At 26.5% G+C, this 15,959-nt stretch carries 14 protein-coding genes; 3 read left to right on the top strand and 11 right to left on the bottom strand.

Annotated elements, in window-relative coordinates; translation table 11 throughout:
* Positions 1-167: 167 nt before the first annotated feature.
* The 5 genes from lplA to NG918_RS15475 all read right to left on the bottom strand — a co-directional run bounded on the left by lplA (position 168) and on the right by NG918_RS15475 (position 4,236).
* Complete coding sequence (gene lplA, locus NG918_RS15495) at positions 168-1,085, bottom strand: lipoate--protein ligase (RefSeq protein ID WP_252226933.1); 918 nt, start codon at positions 1,083-1,085, stop codon at positions 168-170.
* Positions 1,078-2,778, bottom strand: a complete 1,701-nt coding sequence (lpdA, locus tag NG918_RS15490) for a dihydrolipoyl dehydrogenase (RefSeq protein WP_252226931.1) — start codon at positions 2,776-2,778, stop codon at positions 1,078-1,080. The genes lplA and lpdA overlap by 8 nt, the downstream gene beginning before the upstream one ends.
* Before the next feature lie 91 nt (positions 2,779-2,869).
* Positions 2,870-3,223, bottom strand: a complete 354-nt coding sequence (locus NG918_RS15485) for a carboxymuconolactone decarboxylase family protein (protein WP_003373813.1) — start codon at positions 3,221-3,223, stop codon at positions 2,870-2,872.
* 103 nt (positions 3,224-3,326) lie between these two features.
* Complete coding sequence (locus NG918_RS15480; RefSeq protein WP_252216686.1) at positions 3,327-3,755, bottom strand: MarR family winged helix-turn-helix transcriptional regulator; 429 nt, start codon at positions 3,753-3,755, stop codon at positions 3,327-3,329.
* A 310-nt stretch (positions 3,756-4,065) separates the two neighbouring features.
* Positions 4,066-4,236, bottom strand: coding sequence for a (2Fe-2S)-binding protein (locus tag NG918_RS15475; RefSeq protein WP_252216689.1), 171 nt, complete (start codon positions 4,234-4,236; stop codon positions 4,066-4,068).
* 230 nt (positions 4,237-4,466) lie between these two features.
* Here NG918_RS15475 and NG918_RS15470 point away from each other — a divergent pair, with 230 nt between their 5' ends.
* Positions 4,467-4,916 (top strand): hypothetical protein, encoded by a 450-nt coding sequence (locus NG918_RS15470; protein WP_252216691.1) that lies wholly within the window; start codon positions 4,467-4,469, stop codon positions 4,914-4,916.
* A 145-nt stretch (positions 4,917-5,061) separates the two neighbouring features.
* Here the strand turns inward: NG918_RS15470 and NG918_RS15465 are convergent, their stop codons facing one another.
* The 6 genes from NG918_RS15465 to fusA all read right to left on the bottom strand — a co-directional run bounded on the left by NG918_RS15465 (position 5,062) and on the right by fusA (position 11,998).
* Positions 5,062-6,048, bottom strand: a complete 987-nt coding sequence (locus tag NG918_RS15465) for a CPBP family intramembrane glutamic endopeptidase (RefSeq protein ID WP_252216694.1) — start codon at positions 6,046-6,048, stop codon at positions 5,062-5,064.
* A 216-nt stretch (positions 6,049-6,264) separates the two neighbouring features.
* A complete protein-coding gene (locus NG918_RS15460; protein WP_252216697.1) occupies positions 6,265-7,503 on the bottom strand; it encodes a competence/damage-inducible protein A in 1,239 nt (412 codons plus the stop codon).
* Between the two features lie 23 nt (positions 7,504-7,526).
* The gene (locus tag NG918_RS15455) at positions 7,527-8,135 is read right to left on the bottom strand and encodes a histidine phosphatase family protein (protein WP_252216698.1); all 609 of its coding nucleotides are present in this window, start codon (positions 8,133-8,135) and stop codon (positions 7,527-7,529) included.
* Positions 8,136-8,444: 309 nt separating this feature from the next.
* Positions 8,445-9,398 (bottom strand): ROK family protein, encoded by a 954-nt coding sequence (locus NG918_RS15450; protein ID WP_252216701.1) that lies wholly within the window; start codon positions 9,396-9,398, stop codon positions 8,445-8,447.
* Positions 9,399-9,516: 118 nt separating this feature from the next.
* Positions 9,517-9,753 carry a hypothetical protein gene (locus tag NG918_RS15445; RefSeq protein WP_252216704.1) on the bottom strand — a complete coding sequence of 79 codons (237 nt, stop codon included), beginning with the start codon at positions 9,751-9,753 and terminating at the stop codon, positions 9,517-9,519.
* Between the two features lie 163 nt (positions 9,754-9,916).
* The gene (gene fusA, locus NG918_RS15440; RefSeq protein ID WP_252226926.1) at positions 9,917-11,998 is read right to left on the bottom strand and encodes an elongation factor G; all 2,082 of its coding nucleotides are present in this window, start codon (positions 11,996-11,998) and stop codon (positions 9,917-9,919) included.
* Positions 11,999-12,308: 310 nt separating this feature from the next.
* On the opposite strand from fusA, the gene NG918_RS15435 reads away from it, so the two are divergent.
* Positions 12,309-13,805: a YfdI family membrane protein gene (locus NG918_RS15435; protein ID WP_252226925.1), complete on the top strand. Its 1,497-nt coding sequence runs from the start codon at positions 12,309-12,311 to the stop codon at positions 13,803-13,805.
* Positions 13,806-14,015: 210 nt separating this feature from the next.
* Positions 14,016-15,830, top strand: a complete 1,815-nt coding sequence (locus NG918_RS15430) for an LTA synthase family protein (protein ID WP_252226923.1) — start codon at positions 14,016-14,018, stop codon at positions 15,828-15,830.
* Positions 15,831-15,959: the final 129 nt, after the last annotated feature.

The following is a 15,959-nucleotide window of genomic DNA, read 5'->3' as shown; positions in this document are numbered from 1 at the left end:
GGACTATACTCATTTTAGTGTTCATAAGTTCAATTATTCCGTCCACTTTGCTTATGCATATATCAACACTCTGCTAAAACAGAGCCTATAATTTAAAATTTATCTTTATTCTAAACAATAAAATTAAATTCATTAATTTTAATTGTTTGTATATATGAATTGCCTATTCACATATATCCTTCAATTATTTTAATTACTACTTCTTCATTAAACTCAATTCCTTTTAAGCATTCTTGAATTTTGTTTAAATCTACTAACATAAGTGAATCAGTGAATATTTTACAATCCTTTATAATCCCATTAACAATATCTAAATTAATCTCAACATTTCCAATTGAAAATTTTCTTTCTAAAGTTATATTGTAATTAGGACTTTCTCCAAAATTCCACTTTCTATCATTATATTTTTGAAAATGACTTGGAATGTAATCTTTTTTGCTATATTCTTTTATATTTGCAAATTCTCCATATACATTTAGAAATCCATTAATTAAAGCTTCCTTAACAATATTAGAATCAATTTTTTTATCTAAATCCTTAAGATTAACAACTCTACTTCTAACAGACTTTATTCCCTTAGATTGTAATTTTAATTTAGATGGATTTAATGCTTTAGAAAGTTCATTTAAATTTATATCGATCATTATAGTTCCATGATGAAAATAGTTTCCATCTTCTGAATAAAATGCATGACCAGAAAATTTCTTATTATCTATAAGTAAATCATTTCTTCCTGATACTTCTGCAACCAATCCTAATCTTTTAATTCCATCGATTATTACTTTAAGCTGCTTTTCTAAATTCACATCTACCTCTTTAGTTAAAAAAGTAAAATTAAGATTTCCAAGATCATGAAAAACTGTTCCTCCACCAGATATTCTCCTAACTAATGTAATATTGTTTTCTTTCATATAATCTAAATTACATTCAGAATATGGGTTTTGATTTCTCCCTATAACTACAGTTCTATCATTTTGCCAAAGATATAATATATTTTCATTATCTTTCAAATTTCTAAGTAGTTCTTCTTCTAAAGCTAAGTTATAAGCTGGATCTACCTCTTTTGAAATGATAACTTTATTCATGATTGTGTATAGCTCCTATAGATAGTCCTAAGGCACTTTCATGTATTACTTCACCTGTAGTTGGATGTGCAAATATAGTTTCACAAATTTTCTCTTCACTAATATTATTCTTAATAATTAAAGTTAATGTGCTAATTAATGAAGATGCATCTGCTCCAATAATAGATGCTCCAACTATTTTATTATTATTAATATCTTTAATTATTTTTATAAATCCTTTTTCTTCTCCCATAGTTAAAGCCTTACCATTAGCTGAATAAGGGAATTTACTTATCTTAATATTTAGTTCCTCTTTTAAACACTTATCTTCATTCATTCCAACTGATGCTATTTCTGGCACTGTGAAAATTACATTTGGTACATGATCATAGCTCATTTCTTTATTTTGACCTAATATATTATCAACAGCTAGCATTCCTTGATGTGAAGCAACATGAGCTAATTGCATTATATTATTAACATCTCCTATAGCATACACACCTTCAACATTTGTTTCTAAATTAGAATTAACTTTAATTCCTCTTCTATTATCATTTAATTCAAGATTTATATTTTCAACATTTAATCCATCAATATTAGGCTCTCTTCCTATTGCTACAAGTACATTTTCTGATACTAATAATTTTTCTTCTTCATCTTTTTCAAAAGATACAATAGCATGGCCATCTTCAGATTTTTTAATCTCTGTAACTTTTGAGCTTGTATAGACATTAATTCCTTTATCAGTTGCAATACCTTTTATCTCTTCAGAAATATCTTTATCCATCATTAGCAATAATCTATCTGCATATTCAACTACATTTACCTTTACTCCAAAGTTAGAGTAAATGAATGCAAATTCCATACCTATAACTCCACCACCAATTATTGTTATAGACTCAGGTAATTTTTCATTGCTTAATGCAGTAGTACTATTTAAAACAAATGGCATATTAATTCCTTTAATATTAATATTTGAAATTTTAGATCCAGTTGCTATAATTATATCTTTAGAATCTACTGTATACTCATCTTTACCCTTTTTTACAATAATATTTTTATTATCTAAAAATGAAGCTTCTCCTTTTATAACTCTTACGCCATTTGCTTCTAGAAGATACTCTATTCCATTAACAAGTCTTCCTTTAACATCATCTTTTCTTTTTACTACTTTTTTCATATCAACTTGTATATTATCAATAGTAAATCCAAACTCTTCACTGTTTAATGCATTATGAAATACTTCAGATGATTTTACAAATGCTTTTGTTGGAATACATCCTACATTTAAACAAGTGCCACCAAGATTTTCTTTCTCGATAATAACAGTATTTAATCCTTTTTTAGCTGCATAAATAGCTGCAACATATCCTCCTGGACCTCCCCCTATTATTGTTAAATCAGCTGTAACATTTTCTTTTTTTCCCTTAAGCATAGAACCAAAATAATCAACCTTAGGAGTATTACTATTACTACTTATATTTTCTCCAGTTGCTAGAAATAATATTTGTCCAATCTCAACTTCGTTACCTTCAGATACTTTTATTTCATCTATTTTAAAATCAAAATTTGCTTTAAAAGGTGTATTTCCTTTGCTTGTTTCTAATTGCATTAATACCTGCCCTTTTTTTACTTGCTCTCCTTCAGTCACACTAATTTTTCCTACTTTAGCAGACTTATTATGTCCAGATAATGTTTCTAATCTTATATCCATCTTAAATTCTCCTTCTATGTAAAAAGGTTGTCATAAAATCAATTAGATGTTATGAACAACCCATATATTTTTATTTATATACAATTACTACTTATTTAAAATCTTTTTCAAATTCATCAATTGAATCTTTTAATAATGTTACTGAATAAGCCATTGTTGGGCCTCCACCAAATGCAACTGAAACCATTGCTGCTTCCATTATTTCTTCTCTAGTAGCTCCTGCTTCTAAAGCTTTAAAAGCATGGAATACTATACAATATTCGCATCTGTTATATGTAGCTATACCAACACTAATTAATTCTTTTGTCTTATTACTAATAGCTCCATCTCCATAGTTTGTACCAAGAAGATTCATAAATGCTTCAACATTAGCACCATTAGTTTCTCCTAGCGTATTTAACCCATTCATAAAATCATTTAACATTCCTCTAACATCTTTTTTCATAATAAAAACCTCCATATAATTCTATTCTCTAAATTACTTTACATAGCAATACTTAGCATAGCAAGTATCTTTGTATAAAAAATACCACATCAAAGTGGTATTGTCAACATTTACATACATTATTTATCATTTTTTCTAAAACATTTTTAAAAATATTTAGTTCATCTTCTGATATACCATTAACTGCATCCCTCTGAAATTCTTCTCCCAATGGAATAAGTTCTTCTCTTAACTTTTTTCCCTTATCAGATAAAAATATTCTAGTTACTCTTCTATCTTTAATTTCTTTTCTTCTTTCAACTAAATCATCTTTTTCCATACGATCTATAAGTCTTACCATAGAAGATTCTTTAACACTCATGTTATCAGAAAGCTCCTTCTGAAAAATACCATTAGTCTTACCTATATAATATAATGCTATCCATTGAACTCTAGTCATATCATGTTCCTGAAGCCTTCTGTTAAATTCATCTGAAAGTATTTTAGCCCCTTTATTAGTTATGAAACCAATGCAATCATCTAAATTATACATTTCCCCACATCCTTTGATTTTCTTCAATTCTTTAATTATAGTATACTCCTTAGATTAAGAGCAACTAATTCTCCATAAAATTATTACTTCAACATATTATGATTCAACTTAATTATTAATGATTATGCTTGAAAAATTTTCAATTTAAGCAGTTAATAATCTATAAAAAATATAGGATATGTTTTCTAAAGTGAAAACATACCCTATATTTTTTAACTCTAATTTTATAAATCTTGAAATATGCAATAAGTAAAATTTCATCATTCAGTCTACTTGTTTATGCATATATCAACACTTTACTAAAATAGAACTATTTCGCAATTATTATTCCTTCTATTTTCTCAATACAGCCGCCGCAGCATGTACCTGCGTTAGTAGCTTCTTGTACTTCTTCTAAATTAGTAGCTCCATTGTTCATAGCATCTTTTATATCTTGTGCTGTAACTCCAACACATCCACATATTACTTCATTCATATCCATTTTTCTATTCCCCTTAACAATAATCTTTTGTATTACAAGAATAATTTCCTGTGAGTTAATTTTAATACATACTACACAAAATTTCAATAGTAAATATTATTAATTAATAATTATTATTGAAATTTTAAATATTCAATTCATATTTATACCTTTTAATTAAAATTAATTTTGGAATTTTTTCTATAGTAAATAAATATAATTTAAGTGATAGTTGTTATAGGAGATTTAATATGAAAATTTTATTATTCTTATTATTTATTATTGTTGTGTCGGGCTCTTTATTATTCTTAATATATAATTATGAAAACAAAATATCATCGGTAAAAAAACAATTAATCGCTAGTCAAGAGCAGTTTTATAAATTAAAAGCAGAGTATAATCAACTAAATTCTTTAAAAAACAATCCATTAATTATGTTTCTTGATTTAACAGAACATACTGGTTTATTAACTAAAGATTCTATTGTATATCTGTCTCCAAATGAATTAGCGCCAGTATTGCAAAAAATTGATATATCTATGGAAGTTTATATACTAGATAAAGCTTTATCCGATAAAATTGTATGGTATTATGTATCTCTTCCTATAGATACAAATATAAATTCAAGAGGTTGGGTAAAAGAAGATTCATTTTCTAATTTCTTAGATAAATCATCATATACAGATATCATCAAATGCTAAAAAATTCTGTTCTACATTTTAGTTAACATTACAAAGTAAAAAGGTGAAAGTTAAAAGTTATTTTTAAAATTCTAATACGAATTTTTTCCTTAACTTATTACTTTCACCTTTAAAATTTCAACTAAATTTCTATCTAACTATTTAATCAACTTAACATAATGGCAATACCCATATATATAAAATATATTATTATGGTTACTATTAATGGCCAATTCATTATTTTATCTTCTTTATTATAAGATATACCTTTATTAAAGTACTGATAATCAATAATCTCAGCCTCTTTATATTGAATTTGTTCATTAATTAAATTTTGTTTTCTTTTATCATTTATTCTCTTAAGTTTTTTAAGCATTAATACAATTAAAAATGTTGAAACCAACCCCATTATTACATAGCCTTTTAATAAATTCATCTTTTCAGCTAATGATAAAGCTTTGATTGAAATATCCTGAGCCGTTTCTTCAATTCCAAATTTATTTTGAAAAAATGTTAATAACTTTTGCATAACTACTGATGTTCCATTAATCATAAAATGGAATGTCATAGAAGCAAATATACTATTAGTCACTCTAACTAAATAAGCTAAAATTCCACCTAAAACAGCTGCATATAAAAATTGTTGACCATTTAAATGAAATATACCAAATAATAAGCCAATTATTATGCACGTTTTTAAATCACTTTTATCATCATATCCAGATTGAACTATACCTCTTAACGTTATTTCTTCTGTTATAGCAGGCATAACAGCCATTAAAAGTAACATTATTAAAAATGGTGTAGATGATATTTGGGATACAAAGTTTCCTATATCATTTTCAAAAAAGAATGACATTATAAGTGAAAACAAAGTAACTAACGGTTGACTTACAAATGATAAAACAATTATTAAGAAAAAATCTTTTAAATATAATTTATTAAACTTAAAAGTTTGTTTTATATTAGGCTTAACTATTATTACATATATTATTGCAGGTATTATAAATAAAATCATATGATTTAAAAATAATTGCACTCTTATATCTGTTAAACCCATCATTAAATAAAAAATTCCTAAAAAATTAGTTCCTATTATTTCTCCTAATAGTATTATTAAAAAATATAAATTAGCTCTAAATGTTTTTTTCATATTTACACCTTTACTACAAATTATTAATTAGATTTATATTTTAGTGTATAAATAGTTGCCTCTTGGGAAAGAATTTATAATGAAGTAACTAACTTCAATATTTAATCGCCTCTCCCCCCATTTTATTTATATACCAAATTTTATTCCTATTGCTATTATAGATAGCAATAGGAATATTTTTTATCATAAATGTTTTAATTAAATATTAACATTATTTTAAAATGTCTTTTCTACTTCTCTCCTAATCATATCTAATGCAGCTATAGTCGCTGAGTTTCTTACTTTTGCTCTATTTCCCTTAAATACATATCTTTTAGCATATGCCTTTCCATTTATACAAATACCTATATATACTAATCCTACAGGCTTCTCAGCAGTTCCTCCACCAGGACCAGCAATTCCAGTCGTAGCTATTCCAATATCTGTTTTAGAAGTCTTAGATATGCCTTCTGCCATCTCAATTGCTACTTGTTCACTTACTGCACCATATTTATCTAATGTTTCTTTCTTCACATTTAGTCTTCTTATCTTAGCTTCATTAGAATATGTTACTGCACCTTCCATAAAGACTTCTGATATTCCTGGATAAGATACTAATTTACTTGCTATTAATCCACCTGTACATGATTCTGCACTAGCTAAAGTTAATCCTTTATTTATTAACATCTTTCCTAAAGCTTCTTCTATTGTTTCATTATTAATTGAATATATATTATCATTTAATCTTTCTCTTATATCATTTAATATAGGTTCTATTAATTTTAATCCTACACTCTCTTCATATGATTTTGCAGTTATTCTTAATTCTACTTCTCCATCCTTTGCATAAGGTGCAACTGTTGGATTAGTTTGATTATCTATTATATCCTTTATTTTTTCTGCAACTGAACTTTCTCCAACACCTATAATTTTTATTACTTTAGAAACTAAAGTTGTATTAGTTTTATTATTTAGATATGGTTTTATGCTTTCCTCAAACATAGGTTTCATCTCATTTGGAGGTCCAGGAATAATAATCATTATTTTATCTTTTTCTTCTATAATAATACCTGGTGCTGTTCCGTTATTATTTTCAACCACAATTGATTCCTTAGGATATAATGCTTGCTTTAAATTATTTTTAGGCATATTCTTACCCATTGATTTAAAGTATTCTTCTATCTTTTCTTTTGATTTTTTATGTTCTACTAATTCTTTATCAAAATATTTTGATGCAACTTCTTTAGTCATATCATCATCTGTAGGTCCAAGTCCACCTGTTGTTATAACCAAATCACTTCTACTAAAAGCTAATTCAAATGCTTCTAAAATTCTTTCTTCATTATCTCCAACAACTTGCTGATTGTATACATCAAGACCTAATAAAGCTAATTCCTTAGATAAATATTGTGAATTAGTATTTAGAATATCACCTAATAATATTTCCGTTCCTATTGATATTATTTCAACTTTCATTTTATGCCCCTTTTATTAAAAATTTAAAGATTTTCTGTATGACTTCTATCATTCTTTGATAGAATGTTAAACTCATCTTTATCTCTTACTATTTTGGTCAATGAAGCTTGTCCGTATACACCCTTAAGTTCACCTTCAAATTCCGTAAAGTAACTCATTATAACTTTTAAAGCCATTCCATGAGTTACTATTAAAATATTTTTGTCATTTTCTTTTTCTAAAATTGATTCTAACTTCTTAAATGTTCTATTCTTTACATCTAAAAGAGTTTCACCATCAGTTCCTTTTACTTCATGATTTCCAGAAAACATTTCTTCTAAAAAATTGCTTTCTCCCATTTTAGGTAAATCTTTTATATATTTTCCTTCATATTCTCCAAACCCAATTTCTTTTAGCTCATCACAAGTTACTATTGGAATGTTATTAGGTTCTGATATAATTTTTGCTGTATCCAAAGCTCTTTTTATAGGACTTGCATATATAATGTCTATTTTTTCATTTTTTAATCTATCTCTTAAGCTCTTAGCTTGATTCAATCCTCTTTCTGTTAAAGGTGAATCCTTACTTCCTTGAAGTCTTCCTTCTATATTCCATTCTGTTTCACCATGTCTAGTTAAAAATAATGTTGTCATACTTAATCACTCTCCACACTGTATTTCATATAGTCTTATTTTACAATACTTACAACTTATATTCCACCTAGTACAAAGTGATTGAACTGCACTTTAATTAACAATTGATACTTAACAATGAACAAGTGTGGTTTAAAGTGGAAATCTCTATATTATTACATGTCTCTGTTTTAAATGTGTGTTGATATATGCAATAGGTAAAGTGGCATATATCAACACTCTGCTAAAACATAGCCTATTACATAAATAAAAACCACTTAACTGCAATATACATCACTGTTAAGTGGTCTTATAAAAATCTTATTTAAATTAATTTTCTGCAGTTTCAAGTAATGCTAAAGCTACTGCTCCTACAACACCTGCATCTGTTCCAAGTCCTGCTGGTACAATCTTAACTGATTCAGCCATTGATTTAAAACATCTCTTATCTACAACTTTTCTTACTGTATCAAATACAATATTTCCAGCTTTTGAAACGCCTCCACCAATTATTATTACTTCTGGATCAAAAATTGATACCGCATTTGCAACAGCTATTCCTAAATAATTTAATGCATTATCTATTATATCTTTACATACTGGATCTCCAGCAGCTGCTTCTACAAATACTTCATATGAAGTTATCTCATCATATTTTCTTAATGATGTTTCAACTTTACTTCCTATAGCTTCTTTACCTCTTTTTCCTATAGCTGTTCCTGATGAAGTTGCTTCTACACAACCAATATTTCCACAATTACATCTTGGACCATCAGGAGCTACAGTCATATGACCTATTTCTAATGCGTTTGATGTATGACCTCTATATATTTTTCCATCTAATATAGCTCCACCGCCTACGCCTGTGCTTACTGTAAAGAATAATACGTTTTTAGCACCTCTTCCTGCTCCAAACATAAATTCACCAATAGTAGCAACGTTTGCATCGTTATCTAAGAAAACAGGTACTTCAAACTTTTTACTTAGTGGATCTACTAAATTAAAGTTTTTAAATGGAAGATTAGGTGTATATATTATTACTCCCTTTTCTGCATCAAGTGGTCCTGGAGAGCCTATACCTATTGCCTTTACATCTTTATATGTAACTCCACCATCTTTTATTACCTTATCTACCGAGTCTATTATTCTATTTAATACAGGAATTTCTCCCTCGTGTGCATTAGTCGGAACTGTTGTTTGGCTAATAACTTCACCATTTAAATTTGATAAAGCTGTACTTATTTTAGTTCCTCCTAAGTCAACCCCTACTACAAATTTTTGCATAAATTTATCCTCCATACTGAATACTAATTGTTAATTTTTCTCACCGGTAACGGTTCTAATATATTTACATTATACTATAATATTTAGTGTAAAGGAATGTAAATTTAAAATCAATATTTTATTTTCTTTTATATGCACTTATAGAGTAACAACCATATGAGTTAAAACCCGCATCACTAATAGTAAATTTATTATCTTCAAGCATAGAATTAATAAATTTTATATTTTCCTTATTCTCTTCATTTATTCTTATTATAAAATCATCACCATGATCTACAATACTGAAATAATCAAAAATATTGCTATATTCACTTAATCCAAGGATTCCTGTAATATCCATACTATATGTTGACATCAATTACTTACCTCACATTTATTTTTTAATTTAGTTATTTATATAACTTATTATTCCTTTAATTAATTAATATTATTCTAATTATTAATATGTAAAAAGAGATATAAATACCATTATTTCCTGGTGCTTATATCTCTTTTAATTATGCTTTCAATTTATACTTTTACTTTTCTTCAGAGTTTAAATTCTCTATTATTTTATTTGCTTCCATTTCTGGAACCTCTTCATATCTTAAGAACTCCTTTTTAAAGCTTCCACTACCATGTGTAATAGATCTTAATTCAGTTACATATCTGCTTATCTCAGAAAGAGGAATTTCAGCTGTTATTTCTTGAGCTGAATCTTTTGGTTCCATTCCAATAATCCTCCCCCTCTTTTTGTTAATATCACCCATAACATCACCTGTATATTCATCTGGAACAGTTACTTGTAGTTTCATTATAGGCTCTAATAGTATTGGTTTAGCTTCTTCTAAACCCTTTTTATAAGCTACCGATGCAGCTACTTTAAATGCCATTTCTGATGAATCCACAGGGTGATATGATCCATCATGCAATGTAGCTTTAAGCCCTATAACTGGACATTTTGCAAGAACTCCATGTTCAATACATTCTCTTAAACCTTTTTCTACTGCAGGTATAAAGTTTCTCGGTACAGCTCCACCAACTACTTTATCTACAAATTCCAAATCTGTCTCTCCATCACTTCTAGGTTCAAATTTTATTACTACATCACCATATTGTCCATGTCCACCTGATTGCTTTTTATGCTTTCCTCTTACATCTGATGACGATTTTATAGTTTCTTTATAAGGAATTCTAGGTGCTTTTAATATAACATCTACACCAAATTTATTTTTAATCTTACTTGCAATTATATCTATATGTGTTTCACCAAGGCCTGATATGATTATTTCTGAACTTTCATTATCCCTAGTTATATCAAAAACTAAGTCCTCATCTTTTAATTTAGTTAAAGCTTGAGATATCTTCTCTTCATCACCTTTAGTCTTAGGAATCACAGACATTGAAATAACTGGAACAGGAAAATTCATTTTATCATATAATATTTTAAAGTTACTATCACATAAAGTATCTCCTGTATCTGTATATTGTAATTTAGATATAGCTCCTATATCTCCAGCTATAATTTTTTTAGTTGGCATTTGATTTTTTCCTCTAATGAAATACATATGAGAAAACTTTTCTAATTTATTTTTATTAGCATTTAATACATTACTATCTTCTGTTGCTGTTCCTGTCATAACTCTAAAGAATGATATTTTTCCTACGAATGGATCTGCAATTGTTTTAAATACCAAAGCTGAAAAAGGTTTATTTTCGTCAAGGCTTATAAACTCCTCTTCATTAGTTTCAATATTTAAAGCTTTTTGTGGAATTGCATATTCTGGGGATGGGAAACAATCAATTATATTATCAAGTAAAGTATCAACACCTATAACTTTTAATGAACTACCACACATTACTGGTGCAATTTCACCAGTAGCACACCCATTAATAAGGCCTTTATATATATCTTCATCACTTAAAGTTCCTTCACTAAAATACTTTTCAAGTAAAACTTCATCAGTTTCTGCTACTGATTCCATAATCATCTCTTTACATTCTTGTATTTTATTTTTTAAGTTTTCTGGTATATCTATTATTTGAGTTTTCTTAGTTTTAAGATTATATACCTTAGCTTCATTTGAAATAATGTTAACTACCCCTTCAAAGTCTCCCTCAGAACCAATGGGATATTGAATTGGAACTACACTCATACCAAATTTATCTTTAAGTGATTGCAAAACCTTATCAAAGCTAGAATTTTCCCTATCTAATTTATTTATAAAAAATGTTCTTGGCAATTTTATTTTATTACAATATTTCCAAGCTTTTTCTGTTCCTACCTTTATTCCAGATACTCCACTAACAACTATCATTCCTACATCTACAGCTCTCATGCCTTCAATATATTCGCCTTCAAAATCGTAATATCCAGGAGTATCAACAATATTTATTTTCACATCATTAACTTCAATTGGTGCTACAGAAAGTGAAATTGTAAGCTTTCTTTTTTTCTCTTCTTCATCATAATCTAAAGTAGTTGTTCCATCTTCTATATTTCCTAATCTATCAATTATATTAGAATAGTATAAAATAGCTTCAACCAAAGAAGTCTTTCCTGTACCGCTATGACCCATTAACCCTATATTTCTTAAGTTTTTAATATTATAACTTCTCATAAATTCATAGCCAAACCTATAAGTTTCCTTAGGAGTTGGCTTTCACCTGCCTTTCCTTTAAATACTTATTATCTTAAATATATTATTCAATAATATATTTAAAAACTCCTTTTTTATTTTTTGAAACATTCATAATATTTTATTTTTTCTGACTAATACTTAAAATATATCAATTATTAAATATATATTTATAAATTTCAAATACTATACATAAAGTTTTATATATTATAAGTATTAAATTTATCCTTAGATAATGCTATAATAAAGCTTATGAATTTCAAAAATAAACTATACGGGGGAAATTTCGTAAATGATGAGTAAATTTAAATTAAAAAGTAATTATAATAGATTGCTTTTTTTAACTTTTGTAATAGCTTCAATCAGCTTAATAGCCTTTATATTATTTAAATATCCTCATGTAGGTGTAGCTGATCAAGGTGACTTTGATAGAGTTATGAATGCTTCAGGAATATCTTTGCTTGATTCTGATAAAAACAATCCTAATTTCGTTAGATTTTATGATTATATAGTGAGTAATTATAAAATATCTAATTTTTTCAAAACTATTATTGGGTCCATTATTGGATCTAGTATTGGATTTTTAATTTTAATTATAAGTATCTTTTGCAAACTATTTAGTAGCAATATTTTTAAAACTGAATATTTAGCAATAGCTTATAGTATTATTTATATTCTTTCTATATTTATAATATTAAAATATTTAAATATAAAAAATAGCTTAAATCTAACTTTTATAGGAGTTTTAAGTTTATTTATGTTATTTGATGGGAATTATATAATTTGGTTTAATAGTTTCTATGGTGAACCTATGATGTTATGTACATTATTATTACTTATTGCTTCATTTTTACATTACATAAACTATAAATATGTAAAAAAAGATAATGATAAGATAATGTCAAAAATAGTATATATATTGCTAGCTACATTTTTATTTTTAGGTTCAAAAATGCAAGTAGTAACTGCTGTACCATTTTTAATGATATTATTATTAAAAATAATTTTAGACAATAAACAATATCTTTCTAAGAAAAACTTTGTATCAATAATAATTTCCTTATGCTTAATTATGTCTTATCCTCTTGTTTTCAATGCCTTCAATGGAAATATAAGCAATGACACACAATATAATTCTGTATTTTACGGTGTACTTAATGGTTCTAAAACTCCAGAGCAAGATTTAATTGATTTAGGACTTAATCCTGACATGGCTTCAGAGGCTGGAAAACATTCTTATTTAAGTGATGAAGAATATGTAAAATACATTCCAAGAACAGAAATAACTAATAATGAATTTTATGGGAAAATAGGAAACTCTAAATTAGCTAAATTCTATATAACCCATCCTTTAAGACTTATAGAAGGAATGCAATATACTGCAAGTAAAGCTTTTGATACAAGCACCTTATTAGGAAAAACATCAATAGAATATAGTTCTGAACCAACAATTGATTTTAATAGATTTACTACTTGGTCAGATTTTAAAGAAAATTATTTACCTAAGAATTTATTATTTATAATTTCAGTATTTTTAATAATTTTTGTATATAGTAGCTGGCTTTATTTAAGAAATAAAAATAATGGAGAGCTAAAAAATAAGATATTTTTAATATGGACTATTATGTTTATAGCTGCTATTCAGTTCCCTATGCCTTTTGTAGGAAATGGTAGAGCTGATACTGCAAAACAATTATTCTTATTTAATTTTATTTTTGATCTTTTATTGATAATAACTGTTTCTTATACATTCTCAAAAATAACTGATATATTTTCGAAGAAAAGATAATAATTTGAGCTTACTTTAATTTAACTATATATTTATAATTCTCTATTTAAATATTAATTAATATATGCGATAGGTAACATAGCATTGTAATTGGACTATACTTATTTTAGTGTTCTTACGTTCAATTACTCTGTCCAGTTTTATTTATTTATATATCAACTCTTAAATATATAGTTAAAAATATTATGTTACATAGGAGATTTACTATTCATGAAAAAATTAAATTGCAGAAAATTGTTTTCTGATAGAGTTTCAATATTAAAGCTTTTTATTATTGTTGCTATGTTAGTAAAAACCATTCTTTTCATATCCATTCTTAATATAGATACTGCTGATAGAATATTAAAGAAAAATTTAAGTTTTAAATTTGCGATTATTTATCTTGCATTTATTCTTTTATTTTATTCATTTGGTTATCTATTTTCAAAGAATAAACAAACTATCTTTTATATTATATTAAACTCACTATATACCATACTATTAATAGCAGATTTATCTTACTTTAGAGCTAATAGAGATTTATTAGGATTAAAAAATATTTTCTTTGAAAATACATTTAACCCTTTACAACATTCACTTATTAATTTAAGACCTGTTGATTTTATATTCATTGTAGATGTTATATTATTGTTAACTTGGATCATTAAAAGTAATATTGAAAATAATAATAAAAGAAGTTTTAAAAAGTTTTTTGCTACAATGATAATTTCAGTATTTATGATTATAGGATCATGCATATGTGTTGATGCCCTTCAATTGGGTGAATTTGGTGATAGCATAATTTTTAATCAATGGACAACCTTAATGGAGGTAAAAGCCCCTGGCCCTCTAGGATATCATATAGTAGAAGGTACAAGATCAATTAATAAGTATTTTAACGATAAACCTTCTAATGAAGATAAAAAGGCAATTGAAGATTGGTTAACCTTTAATAAAGAAAACATTGAAGACAATGAATACAAAGGATTACTTAAAGGAAAAAATGTTATATTTCTTCAAATAGAATCTTTAGAAAACTTTGTTATAAATCAAAAAACAAATGGCAAAGAAATAACACCATTTTTAAATAAACTAGCTAGTGAAGGTTTATATTTTAATAACTTCTATGAACAAAATAATGCAGGAAATAGTATAGATTGTGATTTTATGATCAATACCTCTATGTATCCATTAGGAAATAAAATAACTGCTTTAAATTATGGAGAAAATGTTTATCCTAATTCGCTTCCAAGAATTCTACAAAAAGATGGATACTTTACTATATCATCTCATGCTGAATTGCCAAATGAATTTAATTGGACTGAATTACATAAAAATAGTTTTGGAGCTAATGAACTTTGGACTATTAATGATTACGTTTATGAAGAAAGTGTTGGATATGGATTATCAGATAGAAGCTTCTTAAGTCAAACTGCAAATAAACTTAAAGATATAAAGCAACCATTTTTTATTCAACTTCCTACTTTATCTAATCATGGACCTTTTGATTTAAATGAAAAATATAGACAATTGAACTTACCTGATGAAGTTAATGATAGTTACTTAGGAGGATATTTCGAAAGCGTATTATATACAGATAATCAATTAGAAATGTTTTATAATAAATTAAATGAGTCGGGGCTACTAAATGATACTGTATTGGTTATTTATGGGGATCATACAGGTGTTCATAAGTATTATAATGAAGATATTCAAGACATTGACTATGAGAACAATTGGTGGGATGAAGTTGATCATAAAATTCCATTAATAATCTACTCTAAAGATATGCAACATAAAATTATAAATAAGACAGGTGGACAAATAGACATACTTCCAACAATATGTTACTTATTAGGTATTGATGATAATTTGTATAGAGATTCTACTATGGGCAGAATTTTAGTTAATACTAATAGAGATGCAATAACTATAAAAGGAAATCATATTATAGGAAATGTTAAACCATCAGATGAAGAACATGTTTCAAAAGCATATGAGATAGGTGAAAAAATTATAAAAACTAATTATTTTAATCATAAATAAGAACAAAAGTTGCTAAACCACGCTTTTTAGTTGAGAGTAAATAATTAAGAATTGAGAGTTTTTTTAATTTTATAATTTTATGTACAATAACAAAAAGGATGTTGAAATATTCAACATCCTTTTTGTTAT

Source organism: Clostridium sp. ZBS2, from assembly GCF_023845855.1.
GTDB lineage: Bacteria > Bacillota > Clostridia > Clostridiales > Clostridiaceae > Clostridium > Clostridium aquiflavi.
Note: the sequence above shows the minus strand (reverse complement) of the source record. Positions and strands in the feature narration are given on the sequence as shown.

Excerpts from the sequence above, each read along its gene's own strand:
- NG918_RS15470 (WP_252216691.1), top strand. The coding sequence starts at position 4,467 with ATGAAAATTTTATTATTCTTATTATTTATTATTGTTGTGTCGGGCTCT.
- fusA (WP_252226926.1), bottom strand. The coding sequence starts at position 11,998 with ATGAGAAGTTATAATATTAAAAACTTAAGAAATATAGGGTTAATGGGT.
- NG918_RS15430 (WP_252226923.1), top strand. The coding sequence starts at position 14,016 with ATGAAAAAATTAAATTGCAGAAAATTGTTTTCTGATAGAGTTTCAATA.
- NG918_RS15450 (WP_252216701.1), bottom strand. The coding sequence starts at position 9,398 with ATGCAAAAATTTGTAGTAGGGGTTGACTTAGGAGGAACTAAAATAAGT.
- lplA (WP_252226933.1), bottom strand. The coding sequence starts at position 1,085 with ATGAATAAAGTTATCATTTCAAAAGAGGTAGATCCAGCTTATAACTTA.
- NG918_RS15460 (WP_252216697.1), bottom strand. The coding sequence starts at position 7,503 with ATGAAAGTTGAAATAATATCAATAGGAACGGAAATATTATTAGGTGAT.
- NG918_RS15455 (WP_252216698.1), bottom strand. The coding sequence starts at position 8,135 with ATGACAACATTATTTTTAACTAGACATGGTGAAACAGAATGGAATATA.
- NG918_RS15485 (WP_003373813.1), bottom strand. The coding sequence starts at position 3,223 with ATGAAAAAAGATGTTAGAGGAATGTTAAATGATTTTATGAATGGGTTA.
- lpdA (WP_252226931.1), bottom strand. The coding sequence starts at position 2,778 with ATGGATATAAGATTAGAAACATTATCTGGACATAATAAGTCTGCTAAA.
- NG918_RS15465 (WP_252216694.1), bottom strand. The coding sequence starts at position 6,048 with ATGAAAAAAACATTTAGAGCTAATTTATATTTTTTAATAATACTATTA.
- NG918_RS15435 (WP_252226925.1), top strand. The coding sequence starts at position 12,309 with ATGATGAGTAAATTTAAATTAAAAAGTAATTATAATAGATTGCTTTTT.
- NG918_RS15480 (WP_252216686.1), bottom strand. The coding sequence starts at position 3,755 with ATGTATAATTTAGATGATTGCATTGGTTTCATAACTAATAAAGGGGCT.
- NG918_RS15445 (WP_252216704.1), bottom strand. The coding sequence starts at position 9,753 with ATGTCAACATATAGTATGGATATTACAGGAATCCTTGGATTAAGTGAA.
- NG918_RS15475 (WP_252216689.1), bottom strand. The coding sequence starts at position 4,236 with ATGGATATGAATGAAGTAATATGTGGATGTGTTGGAGTTACAGCACAA.